The organism is Cupriavidus sp. UYPR2.512, from assembly GCF_000379565.1.
In the GTDB taxonomy this organism is placed as follows: domain Bacteria; phylum Pseudomonadota; class Gammaproteobacteria; order Burkholderiales; family Burkholderiaceae; genus Cupriavidus.
The window spans coordinates 1-25,099 of the sequence record NZ_KB903164.1; the positions used below are offsets into that span (position 1 = coordinate 1).

Below are 25,099 nucleotides of genomic sequence, written 5' to 3' on the forward strand. Positions count from 1 at the left end.
GCATCGAGCCGATGAAGAAGTTCGCCCGCACCGTGCGTGCCCACCGTGAGCTGATCCTCAACTACTTCCGTGCCCGCAAGCAGTTCTCCAGCGGCGTCGTCGAGGGCCTGAACAACAAGGCCAAAGTCACCATGAGAAAATCGTACGGATTCCGAACCTTCAGGGCGACGGAAATCGCGCTATATCATGCACTTGGCAATCTTCCTGAGCCTTCGTCAACCCACACTTTTTCCTGACGAACCCCTTTTCCTTCCATCCTCGATCATTCCTGGCGACGCCCTGCGTCGGATCGTCAATCCGCAAAGGAGGGTGCGCTCCGTCATCATGACGCCGTTGTTGCCGCATCGAGCGAAACGAAGCGTTCACGAAGCAGCTTCTCTTGCTCGGCGAAACGCGCGTCTTTATCGTCTCGCAGCTTCGTGAGGTTATGAAGCTTCCAGCGAATGGCGGGCATGTCCTTGAGGTGAGGAAAGGCCGGCATCAGTGACCAGTCAGGCTCGGCTCGCACAAAGGAGATGAGGAAATCCCTGTGTGCTTGCGTCAGAGCCGCAGGCAACTCTTTATGCAGCCGTTCTTGAACGGCGATGAGGCTGCCGATGCTCACCTCTTCGGTCGTCATCCCGACGAATTCGCCATAGCTTTCCGCAAGGTCCTTCTGCCGGGGGAAGAGTACTTCGTGGGTTGGCCGATTGTGTCCTGCGAGGTAGCCCACAAAGCAATCGACGAAGTCGCCTCGGAGGCCAAACATCTCATAGCAGTGCAGGACATCAAAGATGTCTCGAGAGTGCTGACGATCCAAGGCTGCGACCAGCTTGCTTCCATATAGCTCTGCCTTCTGGAGAACCGGGACCGAGATGGACTTGTTGAAAAGGCCCTGCGCCTTTGGAACCAGCTCGAGCATATCGGGGCGCAGAAGGGTGCCCCGAAACACATAGTTGACTTCGACCTTTACGGCCGACTCAGCGGAGATCGCGGTCAGCTTGACGTCATCCCCTTTGATTTTGCCCTTAGCGCCTACCTTGGTGAAATTCGCTTCGTATCCCATCTTCTCGATCGCCGCTTTAGAACGAGCGAGTTCGTTGCTGATGCTCTGGAGGGCCTCGTCGCGCTGCATCGTGTGATCGGTGAACACGACGTCAATGTCGACTGACAAGGGGGGCAAGTCCTGGAGGAACAGATTGATCGCAGTGCCCCCCTTCATTGCGAACTTGTCGGTGTCAAAGACGGGAGGTGCGATATCGATGAGTAGGCGGACGGTGTCGAGGTAGTTGTTATTCATGGGCTCTGGGGTGATGCTGCTTTCAGTTTCTTTGCCGCTTGCTTTGCTTCCACGCGCAGTTGGACATGCTCTTGCAGGTTCTGTCCCCAGGCGAAGCCGCTGTCTTCTCCCAGAGTCTTCACCAGCTTGAGCACCTTCAACCGTGTGCAATGGCTCAGGAAGGTGCGCAGGATCGGAGGACGAAGGCTCCGCATCATGACGATGATGTTCTCAACTTCCTCGAGGGTTTGGCCCTTGCCTACATCGCTGACAAGCTCCAGGAAGGCGCGTTCGGGCACGGACACGAGAACAGAAGGATTCCTGTTCGGCAATGCCTTGAGGCCTTCACCGTAGGGGAATGAGTCGTCGAATAGATCCGTTCTCTGATACGTGTACAAGAGATGCTTGTCGACCCATTCGGGGAATCTGTATGGGACCTGTCCCCAGAGGACGACCCTCTCGCGAAAGGCGATGTTGTGCCTGACTCCCTGCCAATCCAGTGCAGTTTTCCCGCCGACGTGCAGCCCCTTTATCCGCCGGCTCAAGTACGCCAGGATTCCTTCCAGGGTCGGGGTGTCGCCCCGGAGGAGATACGCGCTCCTTCCAAGTTGCTCTAGCCATGCCTCGCTGACCATGTGGCTAAGGGATCGCTCAGACACGCCCATTTCGCGGAGCATCTCCGTGTCCATAGGCTGGCCACGGGGCGCCTGGGCTAGCAAATTGTGAAGTGGTTTGTTACGCATCCCTCAATTCTATGCGATTTTGAGTGTAATAACCCTCGCTCAGTTGTATATTTCAGCACCTAAAATACATTAGGCTTCTGGAACCCTCTTCCCAGACAGATCAGGTGGGGACGACCGAGGGGCGGCCGTTGCGTTACTGGAAGAACCGATCGGCCAGTTTCTGCCCCTAGAGCATAGTGCTCCTTAGGGCACGTCATGCCGCGAGTTTGTTCTTTTTGGGCGCAGTTTCCCCACGGGAATTGTAGGTTTATGCACCAAAAATCGATTCGCAACTAAAGGTGCTTATTCGCCGCATCTCGCCGCTTCTGCCAGTTTGACGGAGGAAGGGGCGTAGCGAACGTAGATCCTTGACGACGACATACTGTCGAGTTGGCAGCTGAGGCGCTGGGCCTTCCGCGAGTCATCGCCGGCCTTACAGCAGCCTAGGACCACCCAACGCCAACTTGCCGATTTCAGCCAACTGTCGGCGCCCGCCGGCCCTTCTTGTACAGTGCCGTGGTCGCCATCGTCGCGTGTCCCATGCAGGCCTGCAGCTCATCGAGCTGTACGCCGTCCGCAGTCGCCTGCGTCCCGAATGCGTGCCGAAACGCGTGAGGGTTGAGCGCCTGGCTCTGCGGGAGCAGCGCAGGCTCGTGCCGCGCGAGATGGTCACGGAAAAGATCGGCCGCGCGTTCGACCAGAGAGCGCAGTCCGCGATCGCTGTAGCCCCCTCGCCCGGCCACGGCCTTGGCGCGCGCGCGCGGTGTGGTCGTCTCAGTCAGGGGAGCGAGCAACGGAGCCGGCCCCAATGTCTGCGCGTCCAGTCCGCGATCGGCCCAGTGCGAGGCAAGCGCAGCGTGCGTGCGCAAGCTGATCGGCACGAGCCGCACCTTGCCACCCTTGCCAACTATGCGTAGCTCACCCCAGAGGCCCGGCCGGCTGCCCTCCCCCGCCCCTGCCAGTGCCCGCATGTCCGCGCGGTCGGCGGCGGCCGCCTCGGCTACGCGCAATCCTGTGTCGCGCAGTAGCACCAATGCCGCACGAAACAGGCGCATGCGGCTGCCTTCCTCACCGGGAGCCTGAGCACGCTCGTCGAGCCAGGCAGCGAGCGCCAGCCAAACCTTTGACGACACCGCGCGATCGACGTCGATTGCGTCGGCAACCCGCCTCGTGCGCAGCATGCCCTCCCACGGATTGCTGTCAAGATAGCCCTGCGCGACGAGCCAGGCGAACAGGCCCGCAAGCACAGTCTCAGAATAGGCAGCGCTGCGCGGGCTCAACAGCCCCGTGAACGGCCGCCACGCCGGGTTGTGGAACACTGTCCCGGCCACGGTAACCACGCGAGGCACCTGCGGTCCGCGCCAACGCGCGGCCGGTTGCGGATCGGCCAGGAACGTTCGATACGCGAGGCAGTCGTCGGCGATCGCGTCGGCAAACGCCTTCCCGCGCTCAAGGATCACCCATGCCAGAAATCGCTCAGCCTCCTTGCGGTAGGCGCGGCGTGTGGTGGATGCCTCCGGCCACTGGGACAGCCAACTACTGATCGCCTCGTGATCGTCGCGAGCCCGGATCATGCACCGCGCGAGCGCCGCACGGTTCGCGCCTGCCCTGCCGTCGAGGGCGTCCGGCAGCCGCATCGCCTCGAACGGCAGTGGTGCTCCCGCGTCCAGCTGCAGCGCCTGGGAACCGGTCGTCATCGGCGAAGGAGCACCGGTGACGTGGGCACCCAACGGGCCCAGCGCCTTCCTATGGGCGTCCAAAAACGTGACGAGACGCGAGGCTGCGAGCGGACCCACCCGCGGCACGCGGCGCCACCAGCTGCGCCCGCGCGCATTGGCAAGCGCCACCAAGTCGGCCAGCGTGTCGATACCCGCCGCCTGAAGGCGACGCGCGAGCGGCGCGGCCAGCCACAGGTGCACGCCATGCTTTGGTTGCGGTGCCTGCGTACCGAGGCCCTCAAGCTGACGCACCGCATCTACTGCACTGTCCATGGCGACGCCGGAGCGGCCCGGCTGGCCGACGGCGATGGCCAGATCCTCGCGGCCGTGTACCCGTGCACGGGCTACCAGCGCATCACGAATCGTGTGCAGGGTGGCCAGCGTCTCCCGAGGCTCGGGGATGGAGTCGGCATCCGTTGCGAGCCAGCGGCCCCCGATTGCATCTAGCGGTACGCCTTGAAGCCAGGCGCGTAGCGCGGCGAGATGAGCGCGGCTCGGTTGCAATTGATCTCTCCTATTCCTAGCCCGCGGTTGCCGTCTACACTGGAACTGACCGCTGACTCGACGAGATTCGCCGGCTGAGCCACAACTCTAGGTAGGTGAGACGGGCGACTGCACGCGAAGTTATCGGCATGCGGTTTTTTACCACAAAATCGCCCGGACAGAATTCGGCAAAAGTAAAATCTCGTAGAATCAAGTACATAGGAGCTGGATGCCCCAACGCTCCGATAGTCGCGTTTAGAAGAACAACCTGATTTGTGGCCAAATAGCCGAACCTCTTTTCGCGAATAGGCGGCTGTGCTCAGCGCCTCGAATTTCGAGTTCCGCCACGGCAATTCCTGAACGATCAGCAAGCCACTTCACACCCGGCTGGTCGACTCCTCGCTGCCCCGATTCTGAAATACACCCTTCGGGAAAAACCATCACGCGACCGCCTTGCTTCAGTTCAGTCAGAAGGGTTCGTATGCCGAATGGCGCTGTCGCGTCGATCGAAATAACCTTTCCAAAGCCGAGCCATGCCAAGGTCTTGAGGAAGCGAGCCGCGGCCCCTGCCCCACGCGAATACTCCGTATCAACCGCGAATGCGAGCGGTACGGGGGACGCCAGGGCAACGATGACCCCATCCAGCAGGGAAACGTGATTGCAAACGAGAATGCACGGCTCGCCCGAACTGAGTACGGCTTTCGTCGACGCCTTGTATGTCACGCGCACCCGAAATATGCGCAGCAGGACCGGGCGCAACACGTAGCGAAAACCTGATTGGAGGCGACGAATGTGCATTATAGGTATCCTACGCCCACACATTGGAGGCTGACACGCGCCGTCAGGCGCGTGGTCGAAGTTAATGCGCGGCCCTCTGTATATTAACTAGCGCGAAGATCATTCAAGGCGGGCAGCGGCCGGAACAGATCTGGGTGGTCCTCGGCCAAACGACGTCGAAGAGCCATTGCTGCACTGTCCGCGCATCCGAGATACGCGCGAATTGACGTCAGAGTAGTTTTTGCCCTGCCCGCCCGGATCGCGGCGGCGAGATCTGCCAAGTTCACGAATGCCTCACCTTCCTCTGCCGGCGCAGCTGCCTCCGCCAGTGGTTCAATGGCAAGCTCCGCCTGCGGCTCAATCGGTACGACGAGTTCCTTGTGCAAAGCAGGCTCGTTTGCGGCTACACGCCCTGCGGCGGCGGACGCGGCAAACACCCCGCTCGTTTGGGAAAGGGGCACTGCGGCAATGGCCTCAGGCGGGTTTTCTACCTCGCTGTATGATTTCGGCTTCGAGGGCGGCTGCATTACAGATGCCCATGAAACAACAGCTATAGCGTCAACGAGCAAGCCCAGTACGATCGCCATTAGCAAGCTGACCTGGTCAGACCCAAGACGCACGAAGCTCGCCACACCAGCCACGAATGGGTCGACTCGCGCATCATCCTGAGCCTTCTGGCGACGGTCGACGGCAGCCGCATGGGCGTCGGCGGCCTTCTCGTTTCGAACTGCCTCAGCATCTTCGATCCTAAGCGCGTCCAGCCGCGCCGACAGCGCTTTGCGCCGTGCAGCCACCGAGGCACAATCGGCGTCACATCGACGGGCATCAAGAAGCGCCATATTTCGCACCGTGGTGGCCACATCAGCAGCAATTTGAGTCCGATTGCGCGCGCTAGGCGCCGCCGTGAAAACGGGCACTGTCGGGACCGCAGCGACAGCTGAAGCACGTTGCTCCCCTACCCTGCCCTGGGCATTCAGAAAGAAGGTTGCGTGGGTGTACGTGGTGGCAAGAATCGCCCCGATCCAAATCGGCAGCACCAAGACCTTCACGGCGCCGCGCGCACCCTTTGTCAGGGCTGGCAGTAGATGTGCGGCCAGGAGGATCACGACGCCCGTGGCCACCCAGACAGCCTTCTCGGGCCAAGTCGTGCCTCGTTCCTCGCTGGCAATAACTGTGATGAACAGAGAGGTCAGGGTTGCCGCAATGCCGAGGCAAATGCTGACGAAGCGGCCGCTCATTGGGGTGAAAGCGGACTGCATTTGAATAACCTGTTTTGCCATAGAAGTAGCATGCTCTTGCGCAGCCCGTGGCTGACCCGGGCCGCTCTTCGTCAGCGAACCATGCTGGTCAGGAGATGACGCAGCGACTGAACGACCGCCGAAAGTTCTTCGCCATCCGCGCCCTGGATGTCGAGGACAATGCCGTCTGCCCGCTTAGAGAGCATGGCGCAGATGCTTCCGTTCGAAGAACGGTACTCCTCGACCTCCGAGCCCGCATCTTGCGCCGTAGCGGCCTCGCGAGCTTGCGGCGCGGCCGGCTGCAAGGATGAAGCGACAGGGGCAGATGACGAAGCCGATCGCTGTCGAGCCGCGCGAGGTGCGTGTGACTCTCCGCGGCGCGTAGCGTTGAACCTGGATCGAAACTCGATGACTTGCCGCACCTTCATATCAAGGCGAACGATTCGCTCCACAAGGTCGAGGGTCTTCTCCAGACTCCCCTCGTTGTCCTGGTGAAACTTACTGACTTCATAGGCGACGCGAACCGGAAACCGATCTTGATTGGACAGCATCTCAACCATGATTTCCTCGGGCAATTTACCGATCGTCAGAGTTTGAGACACGATGGATTCGTCCTGGCCGAGTGTCTCGGCGAGCTCCTTCTGGCTTGCGAAGTGCCCATTCTGGAGCAGGTACGTCCACTTCACTGCATTGTCGAACGGTGTCTGATTTTCGCGCCGCGTGTTGAGTTCGTAACCGAGTTTGTAGCTCTGGATGCCAATCGGAACATCGACGACCATCGCGCGAGCCTTGGCGTGTTTGAGGAATCGCAATGCACGGACACGACGGCCGCCGTCGTGAAGGAAGAACTCGCCAGGGCGATCGTAGTCGGGCACGACGTGAATGGGCTGCTGCTGTCCCTGTTCAGCAATGCTCGGGATGAGATCCTCAAGCCGACGAGCCAGATAGAAGTGCCGCGGATTGAACGGTGACTCTTTGACTTGACTCAGTCCCACCTCAATCGTCGAGCCGGGTTGATAGTTGTTAAACAGACACCAGCTGCGATACTCCTCACTCCACTCCGTATCCTCAGGAAGAGGCGCTGGGGCCAATGCTGCCGGCGCGAGGGTCAGCCGTGGCTGGGGCAAGGTGGGCTGGGCCGCCCCGTCAAGTTCTTCAGCAAGGCGGAATCGGTTGCGGTTGCGAAGCGGTGCCTCGATAGCGCTTACAGGTTCAGGCTGCTCCGACTGAACATCTTTCTGCAAAGACGCACGCATCCTAGCCTTGAGCGGATTATTGGACATACCCTACCCTCCTTCAGGCCTTAGGTTTTTTGGACAAGCGATAACGGTCGCCAACGCCGAGCAGGTTCACGACCTCTTCAGTCAATTCACTGACTTCCGTCGCGGCTGGGCGAAAGGCGCGATGAGACGCATACGCGGTAGCACCAATGGCATACGCCTGGGGATAGCACTCCCGCATCCGAATGTTGGTTTTGAACAGCGGATAGCCTTTTTCCTGGATTTCATCCCGACAAAGCGTATATAGCATCCGGCGCTCGTCTGCGACCTGGTTTAGGAGGTAAGCGAACTTGAGGTCGGGGTTGTCCTCTTCTTGCACAGCGCGGATTTGATCGACCAGCACTTTCGTCGCGTTGAAGTCCATCGTATTTGGACGCAGAGGAATCACGACCAGGTCACTAATCATCAGCATCTGCGTAACCTTTTTGTCGATCTGCGGGCGCCCGTCGATGATGATGAAGTCATACGAGGACATGAGCTTCTCAATTTCCCTCGGCGCATTGTCAACGGCTGCAGCAAGATTGCTGTAGGGAAAGGGGATGTCTTGACCGTTGTTGAACCAGCTGACAATCATGTTCTGCGGGTCAATATCAACGGCAATTACCCGTGCGCCGAATTTGTGTAAGCCGGCGGCAAGATTCATTGCCGTAACGGTCTTTCCGCTGCCACCCTTCTGGTTGGTCACGAAGATGATCTTCGCTTCGTCGTCTTGGGTCGCCCCGTCCTTCTCTGCTTTTGTATTCATCCGGTCCCTCGTATGAATGGTCGGAAAAAGTTTGCTCAAACAAACTGTCGACCCCACTCCGTCAGGGATCGCCTGACGACCAAACCACCACAACAAGATTAAATATTCAAGGTGGCAAATTGCTAACCATGATAGTCAGCAACTCAGTGCGTTGCAAGGCGCTTAGTGAGTTTGCGAGGGGATTTGTCGTTACGCAACAAGTTGTCCAAGCAAATCTTGCGCAAGAACTCCTATGGCGGGCTGCTAGACGGGCCGACCCCGTAGCGGCGCCAGCAAGTCGATAACACCAACCTCCGCACGGAAAGGCCTCCCTTCAGATTGGGACATGCCTCAGCCCTCTACAAATCTTTGCCCGAACAAAGTGCGACGCCCCATCAAAGGCTCCAGGTGACCATTCTTTGCTCAAACAAACCGCGCCCTTCCCTTCGAATCGTGGATCGTGAACATCGGGAGTTACGAGGAGCTGCAACTCGAAGGGCCATCGACTCAACATACGAAGATCATGGCGACCATTGACCGGCTGGCGCACTCAGTCGCCAATTCGGTTCCCGCCGCGTGCAACCCGAGCGATCTGTTTGCGCAAGCCAAAAATCGCGCTGCATTTTCGCACTGGCGCTCTGGTATCTGAAGACGCGGTTTGTTTGAACAAACCAGGTTGTCTAGCCCGTTCGCACGAGAGCGAGCTTGCAGGTTCTTTGTTCAAACAAAGTCGGAAGTCCTTCGTCGGCGGTGCTCTGGCTTTGTTTGAACAAACTGGGCGAGCCGATGGAATCGTCCCGGCGGCTGGCGGAACGGCGGCGTGGATCGTCCTGTGAGTGATGGAGATGCCGTAGCCCTCGATGGTTCTTTGTTTGAACAAAGTGGTAGACGGCCAAAAAAGGGCTTGCGCCCAATCTTTGCTCAAACAAAGTCGAAAGGGGGAAAGAATTCCGATACTTTGCTCAAACAAAGGTCGGGGTGCGAGGTGGGCTACAAAACCGCTGACTATCTAAGTGGGAATTTGTTTGGCCAAACTCCCCCGCGGAACGCCGTCTCGGCCAACGGCGCGACGTTCAACAAACCGAAGGGGAAGGGAAGGAATAGGGCAGGGGAGGGCAGGGCAGGGCAGGGCAGGGGAGGCGAGGCGAGGCGAGGCGAGGCGAGCTTCGATGCAACTCGGAAAATTGCTAGGTGCAAGATATATCAAGTTGCTCGGTTGACAAACTGGCGCACTAGGGGCCGGTTTTCTTAACCGCCGCTGCTCGGAACATTCTCGCGATCGAACGTGACCGTCTCGCTGGAGCAATCCCCCGTCCTTTCCGCGCCAGGCGCGGCAGCCGCTGGCTGAGGGCAGGGGAGGACGTCAAATCGGGGCTCTGCCCCCAAAGACGAGCCTCAAGTTGTTCATTGCTGCGAAAGCTTCTTCACCAGCCAAGTAGTAAAGGCTACGCGTTCCGTGCCGCTGCGCAATTTCCCAGTCGCCGGGTTGTAGGTAGTCACCGAGCCCCCGTCCTCCCGATACTTCTCAACGTAAGCACGGCGCTCGCCATCGGTCAGATTCGCGATGGCGGAGTGAGTTGCCGAGGTCTCAAGAGCCGTGGCACCTGCCGACGGTCCAGCAGGCTTATCTTGCGTGAGCGGAATCTCCGACGGGCTCTCGTAAACCGATCGGACGTAGCCGGCCGGACTAGATTTGATGAGCTTACGCGACATCCTATTGTCGGTGTAATTCGCTGCCGCCAGTGCGCGTTCGGGGTCTTGTCGAATCCATGTTGCCGCAAGGGACTCACCCACGCCCAGCGCAGTCAGCTTTCGGAAGGCGTCCGTTGACTTGATCCGCTCGCGCTCCTCGTCATCACTCAAGACTCCAGGCACCCCATTGATGTTGTCCTCAATCAAGAACTTGATCTCGACAACACGACGACTCTCGCGGCGATACTCCACCGTGAGGTGAATGTCCATGTTGCGATTGATATCGGCGACCGACTTCTTTATGACCTGATCGTTGAAGTGCTTGAACTCGTCATACGTGCTGGCGTCAGCGCCAAGCAAACGACGCCACTTCTCTACAGAGATAAATCCTGTCGATCCCACAGCCCGGAATCGAACACAGTTCTCGTAGAGCGCGAGGGCATACGCACCTGCCACCTTCTTCTGAAGATGAAGGTTGATCGTTGTATAGATCTTCGGATCCGACAGCTGCTCCGCCAGGAAACTACTGAACTCATAGTGGCATTGGCCGGATTTGATGGCAGCGTACGCGAGTAGAGGGGCCGCTTCCCAGTCGCCAGTTTCGTGCAGCAAGTCGTACTCCAGCACCTTTTTCATGATACCGGTGAGCGCGTCCTTTAGGTCGCCGACGTTCTTGGAATTGAACCCGATCATCTCCGAGAGAATGTTCACCGGGATTCCGTGTCGCCGCTTGCTCAACAGGGTGTCGAATGCGTTGGCCAGCAGCACGTTGAACATTTTCCTCTCGAGGAACGACAGCTGGCCGCTTGTATGAATCGCTGCTACGTGCTTGCGAAGTTCGCTTGGAATCGGAGCTTGAGCACTCTTGGCGGTCACGATGATCTCCATTTGTTCGCGAGATTCTATATGCAAAAGTCATGGTTGGATACTAGGCAGAACATGACCTTTCGGATCTCACTTTGGTCACTCCCCACAAACCATGACCTCAAGCACCAAGGTGAAAACAGTTCGGTATAGGGCGACCCCGCGTTGAAAGGTCAGGTTTTTCGGGCACACATTCGAATCCCCAAAACCTCTATTTCTCCCCTTCGGGCCGGGCCAGTCCAAACGCGCCTCTCTGTCTAGCCACAGTGGACACGTTTCAGTGGCGAATGGCCCCGCAAACCATGACCTTTCGGGCGTGCGAGAACCTACCGGCCTACGAGCATAGACGCCGAGTTGAGAGAGCGGACAGGTTTGAAACCTAGAGCGCAGATTGCAGAAAGTAGTGGTTGGACGCAGGCAGCTGCCCCACAAAGCACGACCTTTCGGGACCGCGTACCGGTTGGGACGAGGCGAATGTGACGAAAACGAAAGGTCGGCTTTTATGGGCAGGTATTCGACTTGCGCCCCACAAACCATGACCTTAGGACTTCGTTGCGTAACCGATCTTACCGAACCAGCCCCATAAACAACGACTTTAGGGCCCGCAGCCCGTGCGAACCATCCATCTCAGCCCGGCCAGCCTTGGTAAGCATGTGGCATGCCCCGAAATCTTTGCCCATAGCCGCTCTCCGGCAGGACCATGGCCCGCAAACCATGACCTTTTGGGACCCAGGCCCTGGTGCGCGAACCGTCCGGACCAGCGCGGCGGCGCCCCCCATAAACCACGACCTTTAGCCAGGCGGAACTAGCATCCCATCAAAGGTCAGTCTTTACGGGCCATCCCCTTGATCGGCCTATAAGCGGCCACGTCAGAATCAAGGGAAGTAGGCACTCGCATCAAGAGACTCTCCGGCATGCGAGCGTGACGCTGTGCAGCCAACCACGCCGTTTCCTGGATGAGCCCGCAAACCATGACTTCACACCCCACAAATGACGACCATAGGCCTGCGACCACTGGAAAATATCCTTATAAAACAGATAGATAGATCACTTATCCAAAGCTGTGGATTAAATCCCATGGACCATGACATTGCCCGGAAACTATGACGTATCCGCCGCAAGCACCCCGTATACCCTTACCAATCGCCCCGCAAAACATGACCAAACTGCCCGCAAACCCTTACCCCATAAGGATTTGCGGTACGTATACGTAGTTAAAGGTTGTTTACGTAAACGTAAACAACAACAGCTTGTTGTTTCCTTTTTAAAAGATCCTGAAACCTAGAACCCCCAGGTCAGAAAGGTCCCTTTTTGACCCTCCGAATAAAGGTGCTTCAGCCACAACCATTCGGACCTAAGACCCCTCCGAGCCACGCTACCTTCGTGTAGTCGATACTCTCGCCCTTAAAGCCCAAGTTCCATTCCTGGCACTGTGATGACTCTGCGAATTTGCGGCGCACGAATCCAAAAGTGCCACGAAAACAAGACCGCCATCTCTTCGATCCCGTCGAAGCCTGACAGGACAAGACGAATCACGGCCGTTCCGGCGGATGGTTACCCCAACTACCGCCTGTCCTTTTCGTGGCGCCCATGGACAGGGGAGTTTTTAACATGCCAGCATGGACTTCTTCCTACGGTCCCCAGCCGACCTCCTCAAAAGAATTGACGCCGAGACAGGCCTTCTGACACGCATCCGAAGTTCATCGGAAGCTAAGCCTGGAGTCTTTGAGAACTACTGGCAGCCCCTGATCGATTCCGTCGCGGAGTACGTCCAAGAATGCCCTTTCGAGCAAGTCTCCTTCTCCGAGCCCGGTGGACTTCTTCGGTACGCCCTCATGGCGAGCTACTACGCGCTACAGATCGGTAACCAGCAGTTCTTCACCGGCAAACATGGCGCCGAGAAGCGCCGAATTCTGGTGCCGCAATACCGATTCGCAGTCTTCTTCTCGACGCTGGCAGGCATACCGGCCACGCTGCACGCCCGGATGATTGTCCGCGCGGGAGAAAAGACCTGGACTCCTTTCTCCGCAGAGCCGGCCCTGAGCCGATGGGTGCGTGCGCAGAACGCAAACACCTTTAACATCGAGTGGCGCCTTTCGGAACTCAAGGTCAGCCCGGCGAACGCTGTCGCGTGGTCGGCGGACATCGTGGGCATCGGCACGTGGCAAAACTTGGCAGAAGAAGTTGCCATGCTTGCGCACGATGCAATCTACCAGTTGGACCCCAAAACCGGTGAGTCGCCTGTTACCACATGCGTGCGCCAGGCCTATCGGACTGCCCGGGAGTTCGAAACGCGAGCAATGACTGGTCGCTACCAGACGACCGCATTGCCAGAGAGCGTCACTCCAGAGGCGATACAGAAATTCGGGGAAGGGCTGGACACCGCCACCGCAGGATCAAAGCCCACCGCAAGCCCGACTGAGCAAAGCGATAACACGCAAGGCGCCGCACACATATCCTCGACATCGCCGGCGGAGCAGGCCGATGTACCCACCGCGGCCGCCTCTACCAGCGCCGACGTACACCCAGGATCGCCGGATACGAAGAAAGCTCCTTCAACGCCAACGTATCCGGACATTGTTCTCGACATTTTCAAAGCAATCCGACACCTGGACGACTACGACCAGATTAAGAAATCCTGCAACGAAATCGAGAAGGGCATCGCGGTTCCCATCTCGATCTTCGCAAAGCATGGCTTGCCGGTTTCGAAGGTGCTGGACATCCTCGACCAGAGCAAGCTCCTCGTCGAAATTTCCCCGACGAGAAAGAGTTGCATCCTACAAAAGGCCGCCCGCGGCCTCCTCTTCGGGTGAAGTGATGAAGACTTACCACGACATGTTCCGGCCTGCTTATGAGATCCCCGCTGCAGCCGCGTGGGCGCTCGGCGGAACTGCTCTAATCGCCAGTTGCGCCATTGGATCCATGCCGATTGATTGGGCCTTGTTCGGGGTGGCATGCTTCGCCTTTGCAGGACGCCGCTGGGCGCAAGCCGCAGACCTCTTCCGGTTCCGCCTCTCTCTCAGTGGGTACCGCGTCGAAGAAATCACAGTTGCCGAATTGATGGAGCGGTCCAAGCAAATGTCAGATGCGAAGAAGCTCTACATCGGCAACGGCTTTGAATGGGATCAACGCGAGGCGGAGATCAGCAAGCACCTGCTGCGCCGAGGCAAGGCCAACATACCACCACTGCCGACCTGGCTGCCGAAGCCACTCGTCGAAGCGATGAAGCCCCTGGGATGGAAGCCCGTAGATGACAGCAAGATCGGCGTGCCATGGATTCATGGGATCAATCCAAATGAGCACCAGATCGGCGCAGGCTTTGAGACGCTGACTGGGCACACCCTCGTCGCTGGCACGACGCGTGCCGGCAAGACAAAGTTCTATGAGATGTTGCTCACGCAACTCGTACACATGCGGAAGACGATCATCTTCGTCGATCCGAAAGGGGACAAAGACATCGAGGACCGTTTGCGCGCAGAGTGCGCAAGGACCGGTCGGCGCTTCTACTATTTTCATCCGGCGCACCCCTCGCGGTCGATTCGCCTGAGCATCCTCGCAAACTGGAACAACATCTCCGACCTGGCTTCTCGAATCTCTGAGCAAGTCGACGCGAACGGATCCTTCCAAGCTTTCGCTTGGAAAACGCTGTACGGCATCATCCGCGGCGAATTGATGGACGGACGAAATCCTACTATTCGCTCCGTGAAGCGCTGGGCGCAGGTCGGTGTCGAGGAGCTACTGGCATCGATCCTTCGGAAGTGGTTCCACACGCATGCAGGCCAGACGTGGGAGCAGGACGCGAAGGCATTTGTCGATCCTAAGAGCCCGTCTCCTCTTCTCGCATGGATCTCGCTATATACGAAGACCTGCCAAGACAAGGAGATTCCATTCGACGAGACCATCGACGCATTGTGCGCCATGGTAAAGCACTCGAAAGAGCATTACTCCAAGATGATCCAGGTGCTTGAGCCGCTGCTCGAGATGCTGGGCTCGGAAGAGGTCGGTCGGATGCTCTCTCCCGATCCGACCGACGTTTTCGATGAGCGCGACATCATGGACACGCGCAAGATCATCGCGGAAGGCGCGGTGCTCTATGTGGGTCTGGATTCGTTGTCGAACACGACGATTGGCTCCGCCATAGGCTCGATCATCCTTGCCGACCTCGCGTCGGTCTGCGGCGCGATCTACAACTTCGAAGGAAAAAATGACGTTCACCTCTTCGTCGACGAAGCGTCCGAAGCCCTGAATGCTCAGCTGATCCAGATCCTGAACAAGGGGGGCGGCGCCGGCATGCAGTGCTATATCGCGACGCAGACCATTTCCGACTTCATCGCCCGCATGGGAAGCAAAGACAAGGCGATGCAGGTGCTCGGCAACCTGAACAACGTAATCACGCTTCGTCTCAAAGACTACGAAACCGCCAAATGGATCGCTCAATCCTTCGGACAAACCGGCTTCCGAGACGAGTCTCGATCCGTGAATTCGGGACGGAATAGCACGAGCCACCCGACAGATTTCTCGGGTTCCGGCGGTCGGAGCATGACCGTCAAAGACATTGCCCTTGTTTCCGAGGACCTCCTGACGCGTCTCCCCCCTATGAACTACTTCGCCTTCATCGGCGGCAGTTGGTTGTACAAGGGCCGAGTGCCCATCATCAGCCGCTGATCCAGAGCTGAGGAGAAATTGCCAGATGACAGAAATTGTAAAAAAAATGGTGGCGCCGGTGGCGATGTCCAGGGTTGCACGAGACAGCATGCTTTTTCCGAAGGCACGCGATATCTGGCTCGAACATGCTTTACTCGAATCCGCTTCGGACGGCCTGGCCGCGCATTTGAGCAGCGCTTTGCCTGGGCAGGACGGCCCGCTTTTGCGCGACTGCCTAATCGACGCCGTCTCGGCATATCGAGCGACCGAACAGCACGGCGATATGGAGGCGATGGTCGCGTATCTCGTCGCACTCCTGCGTCGAGCTACGGACGTTTTCGATTTGAGCGTTGAAGCTCGTGTCGTCGATGGGGCGATATCTTGGGATCCTTTGAGGGAATCGCTTCAGTCCTTCGTCCTCCGGAATGCTGAAGGCGAGATCTCCGTCTCAGCCCGACCGGTAAACGATGGCGCAACGAAGAATCGGGACGAATCCACCGTACTACTCGCGGCAAGGCTGATGCCTGAGCCGATCGCTCGGCGCGTAGTGCGCCACGTGATGTCGCACGCAAAAGAATCTGGGATCTGACATGGGCAAGATCAGAGACAATCCTTTCGCCGGAAAAGTCTACTTCTGGTGGATCGTTGCGCCGATTCTCACGCTCCTTATCTGCCCGATATTCATGCAGGAGGAGAGTTTTCTGATTGCACCTTCAGAGGTCGAGTTTGTCGCGAGTTGCCGGCCAGACGTACAGGCGATCACCGATAGCGCCTCAGGCGCTTTCCAATCTTGGATTGTCAACACTGGGATGGTCCATCTCACTACCAGCGACTACCGAAGTGCGCAAGCGTCAGGCTACAAGGGCTTTGCGTGGGCGGGCTCGCTGATGGACGGATATATGGGGCGTGTGTGGCGCTACCTGTACCGGGTACTCTGGAGGTGGGCTGCATTCTGGCCGTTCTACGTTGTGGGCCTTCTGGGCATCTTCCTCCCTAGCGTCGTCGATGGTCTGGTCGTCCGATCTGTGAAACGAAGCGAGTTCGGCCTCTATAACCCCCTCGGATTCACTATCAGCGGCTCGGCAGCGGCAATCTTCATCGGATGGCTCTTCTTTGTTCCATTTATCCCGTGGCCTCTGAGCCACTGGATCATTTCGAGCCTATTCGTTGGTTTGGGCCTCATGACCTGGTTGACCGTCGGCAGCTTTCAGAGCCGCACCTGATCCTCTCAATCCCGCAAAAGGAGCACCCATCGATTGGCCGTGCGCGACCACCCTCGTCGCGGCACGGCCTTTCGCATTCTGAGCCGCCGAAGCCGCCGAAGCCGAAAAACCGAAAGGCAGGCTCTTCACTGGACCTTTTTAATCTAGCTACGCCGGCTCAGCATCCGAGAATCCTCCAAAGATTGAATTCAGCTCGCATGGGGGAAAGATGAGCGTCAAGGCTCACGTGATGGAAGTGCTCAGGAAGAACTTGGCGCCGTTGAACCACCTTTTCGAAGATGTGGCGGTCAACGAAGTCATGGTGAATCCTGGCGGCAGCGTATTCGCAGAGCGTGCTGGCGAAATGCTCTTCATCGACGACGCCGGCCTCAAGGATGTGCAGATCGAGAGCGCGATCGTAGCTCTAGGCAAACTGGTCAATGAGACCGTGGCAGCGAACACACCAAAAACGTTCATCTCCGCGTCGGTGGAGAACCTACGTATAGCGGGTGCACTCGCGCCGGCATCGCATGGTGGGCCGTCCCTCTGTATCCGAAAGCATCAACAAGAAGGGGAGCGCCCGAACCTCGGCCAGCTTGTCGAGCGCGGAATGCTGACCTCGGAGCAGGCCGATCTGCTGATCAGCCTGTTCGTGACGGATAAGAAAAACATCATGGTGGGCGGCCCGACAGGCAGCGGGAAGACAACGCTCGCCAACGGCCTGTGCATGCGCATTCCCGCGTACGAGCGCGTGATATCGGTGGAGGACTCACTCGAGTTGGAGCCCGGCCTAAAGCACCACGTCCGCCTACTGACAAATGCGTCGAAAGGTGTGACTGCGCAGCTCGCCGTACAGCACACACTGCGTGCTCGGCCGGACCGGCTGATTCTCGGCGAGACCCGCGGTTCGGAAACGTTTGATTTGATCCGTGCTTTCAACTCGGGGCACGACGGATCGCTAAGTACCGTACACGCGAGTTCTGCAGAGGACATGCTGTACGCGTTGGAGATGCTGTATCAGATGAGTCTGCCGCCGGATGCAAGCCTGTCGCCGGAGGCAGTTCGTGGCTACATCGCCCGCGCCGTGCACGTATGTGTGCACGTCACGCGGTCGGTGCAACAAAGAGAGGACGGGAAGTTTCGTTACGTCCGTCGCGTTGGTGAAATCGTTCGTGTCAAAGGAGTTGAGCATGGAAAATACGTTGTCGAATCGCTTTGCTAATGGCGTCCGTAAAGTGTCCCGCTTGCCGTCGGTGCAAGCTGCCGTGTTTGTTACGGTGTTTTTGGTGAGCCAGTCGGCGATGGCGCAGGGAGCGCCGAACATGTCGGGCCTGTGCATCATCCCGCAGATCCTGAAGGCTATCGTGGCCATCGTAGCGGTCTCCGCTGTTCTCCTGTGGGCCGTCGCCCACTATACGAACAAGAACGACATGGCAGACCTGACCGTGAAGATTGGAGTCCCGACCGTCATTGCGAGTATTGCTGTCACCGTCATCGCGCAATTGGGCTTGAACTCCCAGTGCACTCTCTAACGAGAAGATTCAGTGGGCATGCGTACAAGTCCCATCATCCATGCAATCGTGAACCCAAAGATGTCGGGCGGGCTGAGCGGTGCACACACGGCCGTCATTTACGGGTCGGGCTTTGTCGTCGGATACCTGGCGTATCAGTGGCATTGGTGGGCGACGTTCATCCCGGTCGTCGCCGCATTTGTCGCGCAGGCCTATTACAAGAATCAGTTTCGTCACGATCTCTTCTCAACCGCGATCCGGAAGAACTACAACCAGATGGCTGACCGATACCACCCATGGCCCCGCGAGACTCTGCTGGGGCGAGGGCAACGTCCGAAGGGCTTCGGCCGTGACTTTCGGTGCTAGTCGGGCAGAATCGATAGATCACTGTAATGGCAAAGTCGGCTGAACCGTTCACACCTCTATACCTGGCCAAGGAAGAGGAGCGCCCCCTCCAGGAGCTGCTCCCCTGGATGACCTACATCACGGACAACGTCATCCTGAACAAGGATGGCTCCTTGTTGGCGGGCTTCGAGTTCTCGGGACTCGATCCTGACAACATCGACGACGAGTTGGTCAATCGCGCGGTCGAGGAGCTTCAACGCGCGATCAACGCGAACTTCGACGAGCGCATCACTCTGTGGTTCACTACCAAACGGAGTAAGGCGTATAGCTACCTCAAGCAAACCTTTAAGAATGAAGTCGCCCGCCGCGTAGACGAAGCGTACGCACGCCCGTTTAGGAATGGCTCGTTCTACCAGATGAAACACTGGCTCTTTGTGCTCTACACGGGGAACACGGGCGTTGATGGCGTGATGGACAGGGCTCGCCATATCGAATCCGAAGAGCAGATTTCGGGGCCGATGGCGTATCTCAAGGCAATGAACGGCTCGGTGTCCACTGCAGCGGGGCTCGCGCGTGATCGGCGACAGCTCGAGATGAATTGGAAGGCGTTCGAGCAGATCCTTTCGGCGTTCGTTGGCTCCACACCCGCCTTGTCCTTTAACCGTTTGCATGAGCGTCAGCTTGACCGAGCGCTGTTCCAGATCGTGAATCCGGCGAGCGAGTATGACGTCGTTGAGCGGCCAGACTACGCCATGCTGGACGGATGGCTGCCGGCAGACTCGGTCGTCGTGGGGGCGGACGTCATCCGGTTCACCGGAAACCGCGGAGACCGGTACGCCGCAGTGTACGGTGCCAAACAATGGCCAACCTACTCCAATCCGATGCTGCTGGAGAACCTGCTCCGATCCGACAACGAGCTTATCGTCTCGCAGACAGTGCGATGCTTGGGGAAGGAGGCCAGCGAGAAGGAACTGACAGAGGTTCGCAACTTCCTCAAGATGACCCAGCACTCCCTGGGCACGACCATCATGTCGAAGGCAACAGGAAGAAAGCCGGAAGCCGCTCCAGGAAAAGCCGAGCTCGTTGCTGACGCGGACGCTGCGCTAAAACGCCTTACGGGGGGCGGGCCAAATGCTGCGTTTTACAACCTCTCCGTCATGGTTTTTGATCGAAGTCGAGAGGGTCTCGAGCGGCGTTGCACTAACGTTGCACGGCTGTTCTCTCTCAAGCGACTTCTCACGCTGCGCGAGAGAGAGAATCTAGGTCCGAGCTATGCAGCCATGCTCCCAGGGAACTGGCAGTGGCAAGCTAGATTTCATTTGCTGCACGTGGACAACGTCGCGGACCTGGCTCCGATCTACACCATGAATCCAGGCCCTCGGATTCACGCGCACTTCTCCGAGGTGCAGAAACAACGGACTCCGCCTCATGCCGTCTTCATCGACAGCTATGGTTGCCAGTATCGGTGGGTCCCACACGTCGGGCAGGTTGGTCACGCCATTTTGATCGCACCAACTGAGTCGGGGAAAACAACGTTCGTGAACTTCTGCCTTTCGCAATTTCAGAAGTACGGCGATGTCAACACCTTCATCTTTGATCGCGACGCATCCGCAAAAATCACCACCTTCCTGCATGGCGGAAAGTATCTCGACTACAAGGCCGGCTCGTTACGGCTGAACCCGTTCATGCTGGATGATGGCTCTGACTTCAGCCGTGTTTGGGTTCGTGAGTTTCTCATCCGTATGCTCGAACTCTCAGGGTATGCGGTTCAGTCCGAGGATCGCGAGGAAATCGACCGGATCTTGGGCAACATGTATGACGAGCACTTCCTCAACTCGCGAACGATCTCAACGTTCCATGCGCTCTGTCCGCCACGGATGTCTGAGGCCCTTGGTGAATGGCTGCATGATCGGCCCTACGGAATCTTCGACAACGAGGAAAACGATTTCCAACTGGAAGCGTGGACTGCGATCGAGATGAAGGAACTGGCCGCCATTCCCCGACTCTTCGAGATGTTCATGGAGTATGCATTTCGAAGCATTGACATGTCGCTAGATGGGCGGCCGACGTTCATCTATCTGGAAGAAGCGTCCTTCTTGCTGCAGGTGGAAACGTTCGCTAAGAAGATCGGCGACTGGCTAAAAACTTTCCGAAAAAAGAACGCTTTTGTTTGGCTCACGGTACAAAGCCCTGGCTCGATAAATGGACCGGCGCGCGAGGACCTAATCGACAACATCAAGACTACGATCCTGATGTACAACAAGAAGGTTGAGTCGCACCGCGAGTTCTACAAAAAGAACTTTGGGTTGAGTGATACGCAGATCAACCGGGTCGGCCGTCTGCGGCCACGGCTCGAGTATATGTTTGTGCAAGACAACTTCACCCGGGTTGTTCAGACGGTCTTCACGCCGGAAGTGCTGAACTACCTTCGATCTGAGAAGCATCTGCAGACGGTGTTCAACCGACACAAGTCGACGGAGAGCAGTAATCCAAGCTGGCGCGACGACTACCTTGCAGAAGCCGCGACTATGAAACGTGTGGACTATGACCAGGAACCCGAAAATGATGAAGGTACCGATGCGCAAGCTGCGTAAGACTCTTGCAATTCTCACCCTGTCCGGGGCCGCAACTCCGGCCTTTGCGGGAGGGGGCGGGATTGTCTTCGACCCGTCGAATTTCGCCCAGAACATCCAGCAAGTAGTCCACGCCGTGGCGCAGGAGCAACTTGCCATCCAGGCTGCTGTGCGAGACGTTCAAATGCTGGCGAACTCGATCAAGAACGCCAGCAACACAGTCAAAAGTGTGTCCGGCATTGGCTCTATCGCCGATACGGGACAGACTATCTCGAGCTTGATGGCGCAGTGGGACGTCGATGCTACGCTTATCAAGCAATTGGGGGGGCAAAGTAACTTTGTCCAGGGGGTGATGTCGCAGTACGCAGCCAACCCTACGGCGGGAAGCTTCACGAATTATGTGCAGAATCTCGCAAATCAATCGGCCGCAGGCCAGCAGAACGCCACGTCGCTTATCGCGAACTACACAAACATGTCGAAAGAGCTTCAAAAGACGATGCAGAAGCGCCAGGTCATTGCATCCCAGAACACGGGGGCTCTTGGCACAAACGACTCCATCGCGATAACGAACGCCTCCCTCGACAACCTGTCTGAGATCAACCAGGCGACGCTGCAAGGCATCCAAACGCTGGTGCGCCAAGCTGCCTATAAGGATTCGATTGAAGCTGCAAACTCGCAGTCATCGATGCAGTTGCACAATAACGCAAGCGATATGGCCCAGAAGGCGGCAAACAGCGTTAGTGGCGTACCTGGTGCCACGAAGATCCTGGGCTATTAAGTGCGCCGCGATTGCGAGAGAAAAGTGGCATGATCAAGCTCTTTTGGACCCGAAGCATCGTGATGTTCGCGTTGTCCCTTATTCTGGTCATGCCGGTCAGCAGCTACGCTGAAGGCTCGTCATCGAGCTGCTCCCCGCTGACTGCGGGCGACACGGCCAACTGGGATGGGGTTAAGAACGTCGCGAACATCATCCTTTCGCCAATCAATAGCGCGCAGTCAACGATCTCCTCTAAGGCGAACTCGATGGCGTCGAGCGCCACCCCTATCGCGCTGACGCTTGCTGGGGTTCTCGCGCTTTCCTACTTCCTCTGGGGAATTTTGGACTCCCTCGCTGGGAGCGGCGATAGTTTCATGGGGATCGCGGTCGGTTCTCTGATCCCGGCGGCGATCGTCGCCGCTTGCTTGGGGTCATACGCAGCGCTGGTGGGAACGAGTGGCGGCCTGCAAGGAATTCTTAGCTCGTTCACCCAGGCGGCGACCGGATCGTCAACAGCGTCGTCTGCGCTGGCCTCGTTCGCTCAGCAGATGTTCAATGTTTTTGCATCGTCGGTAAAGGCACTGTTCCAAGGCCTGGGGTGCATAAATATCTGGAGTTGGACGGTAGGTATTGCCCTCCAACTTATCTTCGGCTCGCTGATCCTCATTATTGCCCTAGTGGTGGCGGTCGTCGCTATTGGAGAACTGGTCGGTGTTCTACTGACTGGGATCGTTATGGTCGCGATCGGTGTCGCAGTAGGGCCGCTGTTCGTTGCGTGCGCGGTATGCAAATGGTCGGCGGGGTTCTTCCGGCAGTGGCTGAAGTTCCTTTTGGGCGCCTCTGCGTACCAAATGATCATTAGCGTGATTCTGTCGCTGGTTTCATCGATGCTCACCTCAGCGCAGGATCAAATTTCGAGCGTAAACCCTGCATCGCTGGACTCGTCGGCCGGCGTGTCGTTTGCGGGCCTATTTGGCCTGCTTGGCATCACGTGGGTCTTAACGCACCTCTTCAAGCAGATTCCTCAAATCGCCCACGGCCTTATAGGCGGCGGTGCAATCGGACACGCCAGCTTCACTCGTGCAGCGGTGGCCATGGGTGCCGCTGCGGCATCTTTGGCGGAGCATGCAAAGGGAAGCGATAAGGGCAAAGACGGCGACAAGGGAGACGCCGGTCAAAGCGGTTCAGCAGCGGCAGGTGGCGGAGGTGACGGTTCGGGTGGCGGTGGCGGCATGAGCGGACCGTCGGTGACTAGCGAGTCAGGCTCGTTTAGTGCGGCACCGCAAGTAGGGGGGCCAAGTGCGAATGATGCTGGCTCCTACAGCGGCACACCGCAGTTGAGTGGCCCTAGCGGCGGAGACACCGGCGAACCTAGTGGTAGCACGAACCCGGGTGGACCTCGTGGCGACGGTGGGCAGTGGGAGGACCTCGGCGATGGCTGGCAGCGGCGAGTACGGTGATCGGACAGTTCGTGTCTGATGAGAAAAGAACGCCCCCAAAGCATATTGGGGGCGTTGTACCTTCCAAGTGAGGACTTGTGCGAGAAGCTATCCTGCGATCTGCTTATTGATGACGCCGACAACTGTCTTCCACGGGTCCTCGTCCCAGAGGTTGCACTCGATCGTAGTTCCATCTGGAAGCACGTGTCGGATGGTCCCTGGCCGCGGATCGTTGCCGGCGACACGCCACGCATACATAGCGATGTAGCCGAAAGCTAAGAAGGCCTCGACGGAGTTCCACTCGATGACCACAACGCCGCTCTGCCAGCCCATTCCGCCGATGTGCGTACCAACGAGCTCTGGCGCGTCCTTTGCCAGCGGATATGGGAGAGCAGGGACGTGGAGGGCGCCGAGCACCATCCCGAGCGATAGAGTTCGCGGGCCGTCCTTCGGATACACGTCCCCGCGAAAGAGAGTTTCTGGATCGACCTTAGCTGCGTAGTCTTCGGGCAGTGCGTTCGGATTGCCCACTACCATCGTTCCGTCCGGCGTCACGTGCCGGAGGAAGGGAATTTCAATCGAGGATGCGACGTGCTTCCAAGCTTGGATGACCAGCCCGGAATACTGGATGAGAGCGGCCTTGCTTCGATACTTGATAGTGACGATGCCGTTCACATCCTCAATGGTCAGGATCTGCTCACCTGGCGAGAAATAGCGCATGGCAGTCTCGTCCGGCCTAGCGAGAGCCTTCATCGCGCCGTACAAGTACACGTAACGCTGGAGGCGGGCACGATTCTCTGGAACTACAGTAATGATGGACATTACGACCCCGATGCTGGTTGATGATGCGCGCGGATACCTCCCGCAGCTTGGCGTAATCATATCGCCTCGTGGCCAGGTAGCAAGTCGGAAGCAGTGGGCAAGACACTCATCTCGTGGATTCACTGGACGCCTCCGCTTGCCAAACTTCGCCCTGAAAGAACCGGAAATTTCCGGTTATACAAGGTCTTACCTGTTCGGTCGTGTCACGGGCGGTCGCATCTAATACGCGGCGCACCAAATCGCAAGCAGACAGTTAGCACCCAGAAAACCCTCGGATTGCCACGCGCATTCATGTCCTGGCGCACGACACGCGTTAGGAAAATACGTGGCATGAAGATACTCCGCAAACAGGCCGCTGAGCAGCCCGAGTCGTCCCAAGGACCTTCGGTTCCTCCGTACACGCCCGGACCGATCCGAGAATCGGCCGTCCGCAAATACTTCGCTCGCGGCGAGATGGAGCGTATCACGGGCAACCGCTGGTTCTTGGCCGTGGTCTTTCTTGCCGTTTTGCACTTCATGAACGGGATCGCCTGGATCCTCTTTCTCCCATTGAAGACCATTCAGACCGTGGTTGTGCGCGAGGATAACGCCGGCCGCCAAACAGCCGAACTCGGTGGCCCATCTTCGTATGTGGCCGACCACGCAGCCGTCGAGTACTTCCTGTCGGGATGGATCAACAACATCTACGACATCAACGCCTCGACGATTGACGGAAACCTGAGTCTCGCTGGAAAGATGACCGTTGGGAACGCGACGGACCAGTTGACTGCGCTGGTAAAAAGATTGAATCCCTATTCGAGGCTGCACGACAACCCGCAAATGCGGCAGACCTTTAATCGACTGACGGCGAATTGGATCACTGATGACACGCTCATCATCCGATTCAACCTCACAGAGCTTCTCGCGCCGGGCTCGTCGCCTAAGGTCACGACTTGGGCAATGACTATCACGTTCGTGCGAATTCCACCGACGACGATCGAACAGGTCAAGATCAATCCGGGCGGCATCTACGTCAAGAGCTTCAACGTCAACCAGGAAAAATGATCGCGG

The 25,099-nt window shown here is 57.9% G+C and carries 22 protein-coding genes; 13 read left to right on the forward strand and 9 right to left on the reverse strand.

Annotated features, from left to right (window positions below):
• The coding region (locus A3A5_RS39500) for a transposase (protein WP_035813942.1) at positions 1–236 on the forward strand (236 nt) is incomplete at its 5' end.
• A gap of 86 nt (positions 237–322) precedes the next feature.
• On the opposite strand, the gene A3A5_RS0129290 is transcribed toward A3A5_RS39500, so the two are convergent.
• The 7 genes from A3A5_RS0129290 to A3A5_RS0129320 all read right to left on the reverse strand — a co-directional run bounded on the left by A3A5_RS0129290 (position 323) and on the right by A3A5_RS0129320 (position 8,221).
• Positions 323–1,279, reverse strand: coding sequence for a nucleotidyl transferase AbiEii/AbiGii toxin family protein (locus A3A5_RS0129290; protein WP_018314002.1), 957 nt, complete (start codon positions 1,277–1,279; stop codon positions 323–325).
• Positions 1,276–2,001 carry a type IV toxin-antitoxin system AbiEi family antitoxin domain-containing protein gene (locus A3A5_RS0129295; RefSeq protein WP_026201247.1) on the reverse strand — a complete coding sequence of 242 codons (726 nt, stop codon included), beginning with the start codon at positions 1,999–2,001 and terminating at the stop codon, positions 1,276–1,278. The genes A3A5_RS0129290 and A3A5_RS0129295 overlap by 4 nt, the downstream gene beginning before the upstream one ends.
• A gap of 452 nt (positions 2,002–2,453) precedes the next feature.
• Positions 2,454–4,202, reverse strand: a complete 1,749-nt coding sequence (locus tag A3A5_RS39505) for a phage integrase family protein (protein WP_018314004.1) — start codon at positions 4,200–4,202, stop codon at positions 2,454–2,456.
• A 234-nt stretch (positions 4,203–4,436) separates the two neighbouring features.
• Complete coding sequence (locus A3A5_RS39510) at positions 4,437–4,979, reverse strand: 1-acyl-sn-glycerol-3-phosphate acyltransferase (RefSeq protein ID WP_018314005.1); 543 nt, start codon at positions 4,977–4,979, stop codon at positions 4,437–4,439.
• Positions 4,980–5,062: 83 nt separating this feature from the next.
• Complete coding sequence (locus A3A5_RS40405) at positions 5,063–6,238, reverse strand: hypothetical protein (RefSeq protein ID WP_018314006.1); 1,176 nt, start codon at positions 6,236–6,238, stop codon at positions 5,063–5,065.
• 50 nt (positions 6,239–6,288) lie between these two features.
• Positions 6,289–7,479, reverse strand: a complete 1,191-nt coding sequence (locus tag A3A5_RS39520) for a ParB/RepB/Spo0J family partition protein (RefSeq protein WP_018314007.1) — start codon at positions 7,477–7,479, stop codon at positions 6,289–6,291.
• A 13-nt stretch (positions 7,480–7,492) separates the two neighbouring features.
• Positions 7,493–8,221 carry a ParA family protein gene (locus A3A5_RS0129320; protein ID WP_018314008.1) on the reverse strand — a complete coding sequence of 243 codons (729 nt, stop codon included), beginning with the start codon at positions 8,219–8,221 and terminating at the stop codon, positions 7,493–7,495.
• Positions 8,222–8,723: 502 nt separating this feature from the next.
• On the opposite strand from A3A5_RS0129320, the gene A3A5_RS45440 reads away from it, so the two are divergent.
• The gene (locus A3A5_RS45440) at positions 8,724–8,849 is read left to right on the forward strand and encodes a hypothetical protein (protein ID WP_255343548.1); all 126 of its coding nucleotides are present in this window, start codon (positions 8,724–8,726) and stop codon (positions 8,847–8,849) included.
• A gap of 755 nt (positions 8,850–9,604) precedes the next feature.
• On the opposite strand, the gene A3A5_RS0129325 is transcribed toward A3A5_RS45440, so the two are convergent.
• On the reverse strand, positions 9,605–10,768 hold the full coding sequence (locus A3A5_RS0129325) for a replication initiation protein (RefSeq protein WP_026201248.1): 1,164 nt from the start codon (positions 10,766–10,768) through the stop codon (positions 9,605–9,607).
• 1,607 nt (positions 10,769–12,375) lie between these two features.
• Here A3A5_RS0129325 and A3A5_RS0129335 point away from each other — a divergent pair.
• From A3A5_RS0129335 to A3A5_RS0129380, 10 genes are all read left to right on the forward strand, one after another.
• Positions 12,376–13,569: a TraI domain-containing protein gene (locus A3A5_RS0129335; protein WP_018314011.1), complete on the forward strand. Its 1,194-nt coding sequence runs from the start codon at positions 12,376–12,378 to the stop codon at positions 13,567–13,569.
• Positions 13,570–13,573: 4 nt separating this feature from the next.
• Complete coding sequence (gene traD / locus A3A5_RS0129340; RefSeq protein ID WP_026201249.1) at positions 13,574–15,421, forward strand: conjugative transfer system coupling protein TraD; 1,848 nt, start codon at positions 13,574–13,576, stop codon at positions 15,419–15,421.
• Between the two features lie 25 nt (positions 15,422–15,446).
• On the forward strand, positions 15,447–15,989 hold the full coding sequence (locus A3A5_RS0129345; RefSeq protein ID WP_018314013.1) for a hypothetical protein: 543 nt from the start codon (positions 15,447–15,449) through the stop codon (positions 15,987–15,989).
• A 1-nt stretch (position 15,990) separates the two neighbouring features.
• Positions 15,991–16,623, forward strand: a complete 633-nt coding sequence (locus tag A3A5_RS0129350) for a DUF4400 domain-containing protein (protein ID WP_018314014.1) — start codon at positions 15,991–15,993, stop codon at positions 16,621–16,623.
• A gap of 208 nt (positions 16,624–16,831) precedes the next feature.
• The gene (locus A3A5_RS0129355) at positions 16,832–17,824 is read left to right on the forward strand and encodes a CpaF family protein (RefSeq protein WP_018314015.1); all 993 of its coding nucleotides are present in this window, start codon (positions 16,832–16,834) and stop codon (positions 17,822–17,824) included.
• Positions 17,793–18,134: a hypothetical protein gene (locus tag A3A5_RS0129360; RefSeq protein ID WP_157637314.1), complete on the forward strand. Its 342-nt coding sequence runs from the start codon at positions 17,793–17,795 to the stop codon at positions 18,132–18,134. Before A3A5_RS0129355 ends, A3A5_RS0129360 begins: the two co-directional genes overlap by 32 nt.
• Before the next feature lie 18 nt (positions 18,135–18,152).
• On the forward strand, positions 18,153–18,479 hold the full coding sequence (locus tag A3A5_RS0129365) for a hypothetical protein (protein WP_018314017.1): 327 nt from the start codon (positions 18,153–18,155) through the stop codon (positions 18,477–18,479).
• A 107-nt stretch (positions 18,480–18,586) separates the two neighbouring features.
• Complete coding sequence (locus tag A3A5_RS0129370) at positions 18,587–21,052, forward strand: VirB4 family type IV secretion system protein (protein WP_157637315.1); 2,466 nt, start codon at positions 18,587–18,589, stop codon at positions 21,050–21,052.
• On the forward strand, positions 21,021–21,809 hold the full coding sequence (locus A3A5_RS0129375; RefSeq protein ID WP_018314019.1) for a hypothetical protein: 789 nt from the start codon (positions 21,021–21,023) through the stop codon (positions 21,807–21,809). The genes A3A5_RS0129370 and A3A5_RS0129375 overlap by 32 nt, the downstream gene beginning before the upstream one ends.
• A gap of 29 nt (positions 21,810–21,838) precedes the next feature.
• The gene (locus A3A5_RS0129380) at positions 21,839–23,248 is read left to right on the forward strand and encodes a type IV secretion system protein (protein WP_018314020.1); all 1,410 of its coding nucleotides are present in this window, start codon (positions 21,839–21,841) and stop codon (positions 23,246–23,248) included.
• 87 nt (positions 23,249–23,335) lie between these two features.
• Here A3A5_RS0129380 and A3A5_RS0129385 read toward each other — a convergent pair whose 3' ends face one another.
• The gene (locus A3A5_RS0129385; protein ID WP_018314021.1) at positions 23,336–24,049 is read right to left on the reverse strand and encodes a hypothetical protein; all 714 of its coding nucleotides are present in this window, start codon (positions 24,047–24,049) and stop codon (positions 23,336–23,338) included.
• Between the two features lie 330 nt (positions 24,050–24,379).
• On the opposite strand from A3A5_RS0129385, the gene A3A5_RS0129390 reads away from it, so the two are divergent.
• Positions 24,380–25,093, forward strand: coding sequence for a type IV secretion system protein (locus tag A3A5_RS0129390; RefSeq protein ID WP_018314022.1), 714 nt, complete (start codon positions 24,380–24,382; stop codon positions 25,091–25,093).
• Positions 25,094–25,099 lie beyond the last annotated feature (6 nt).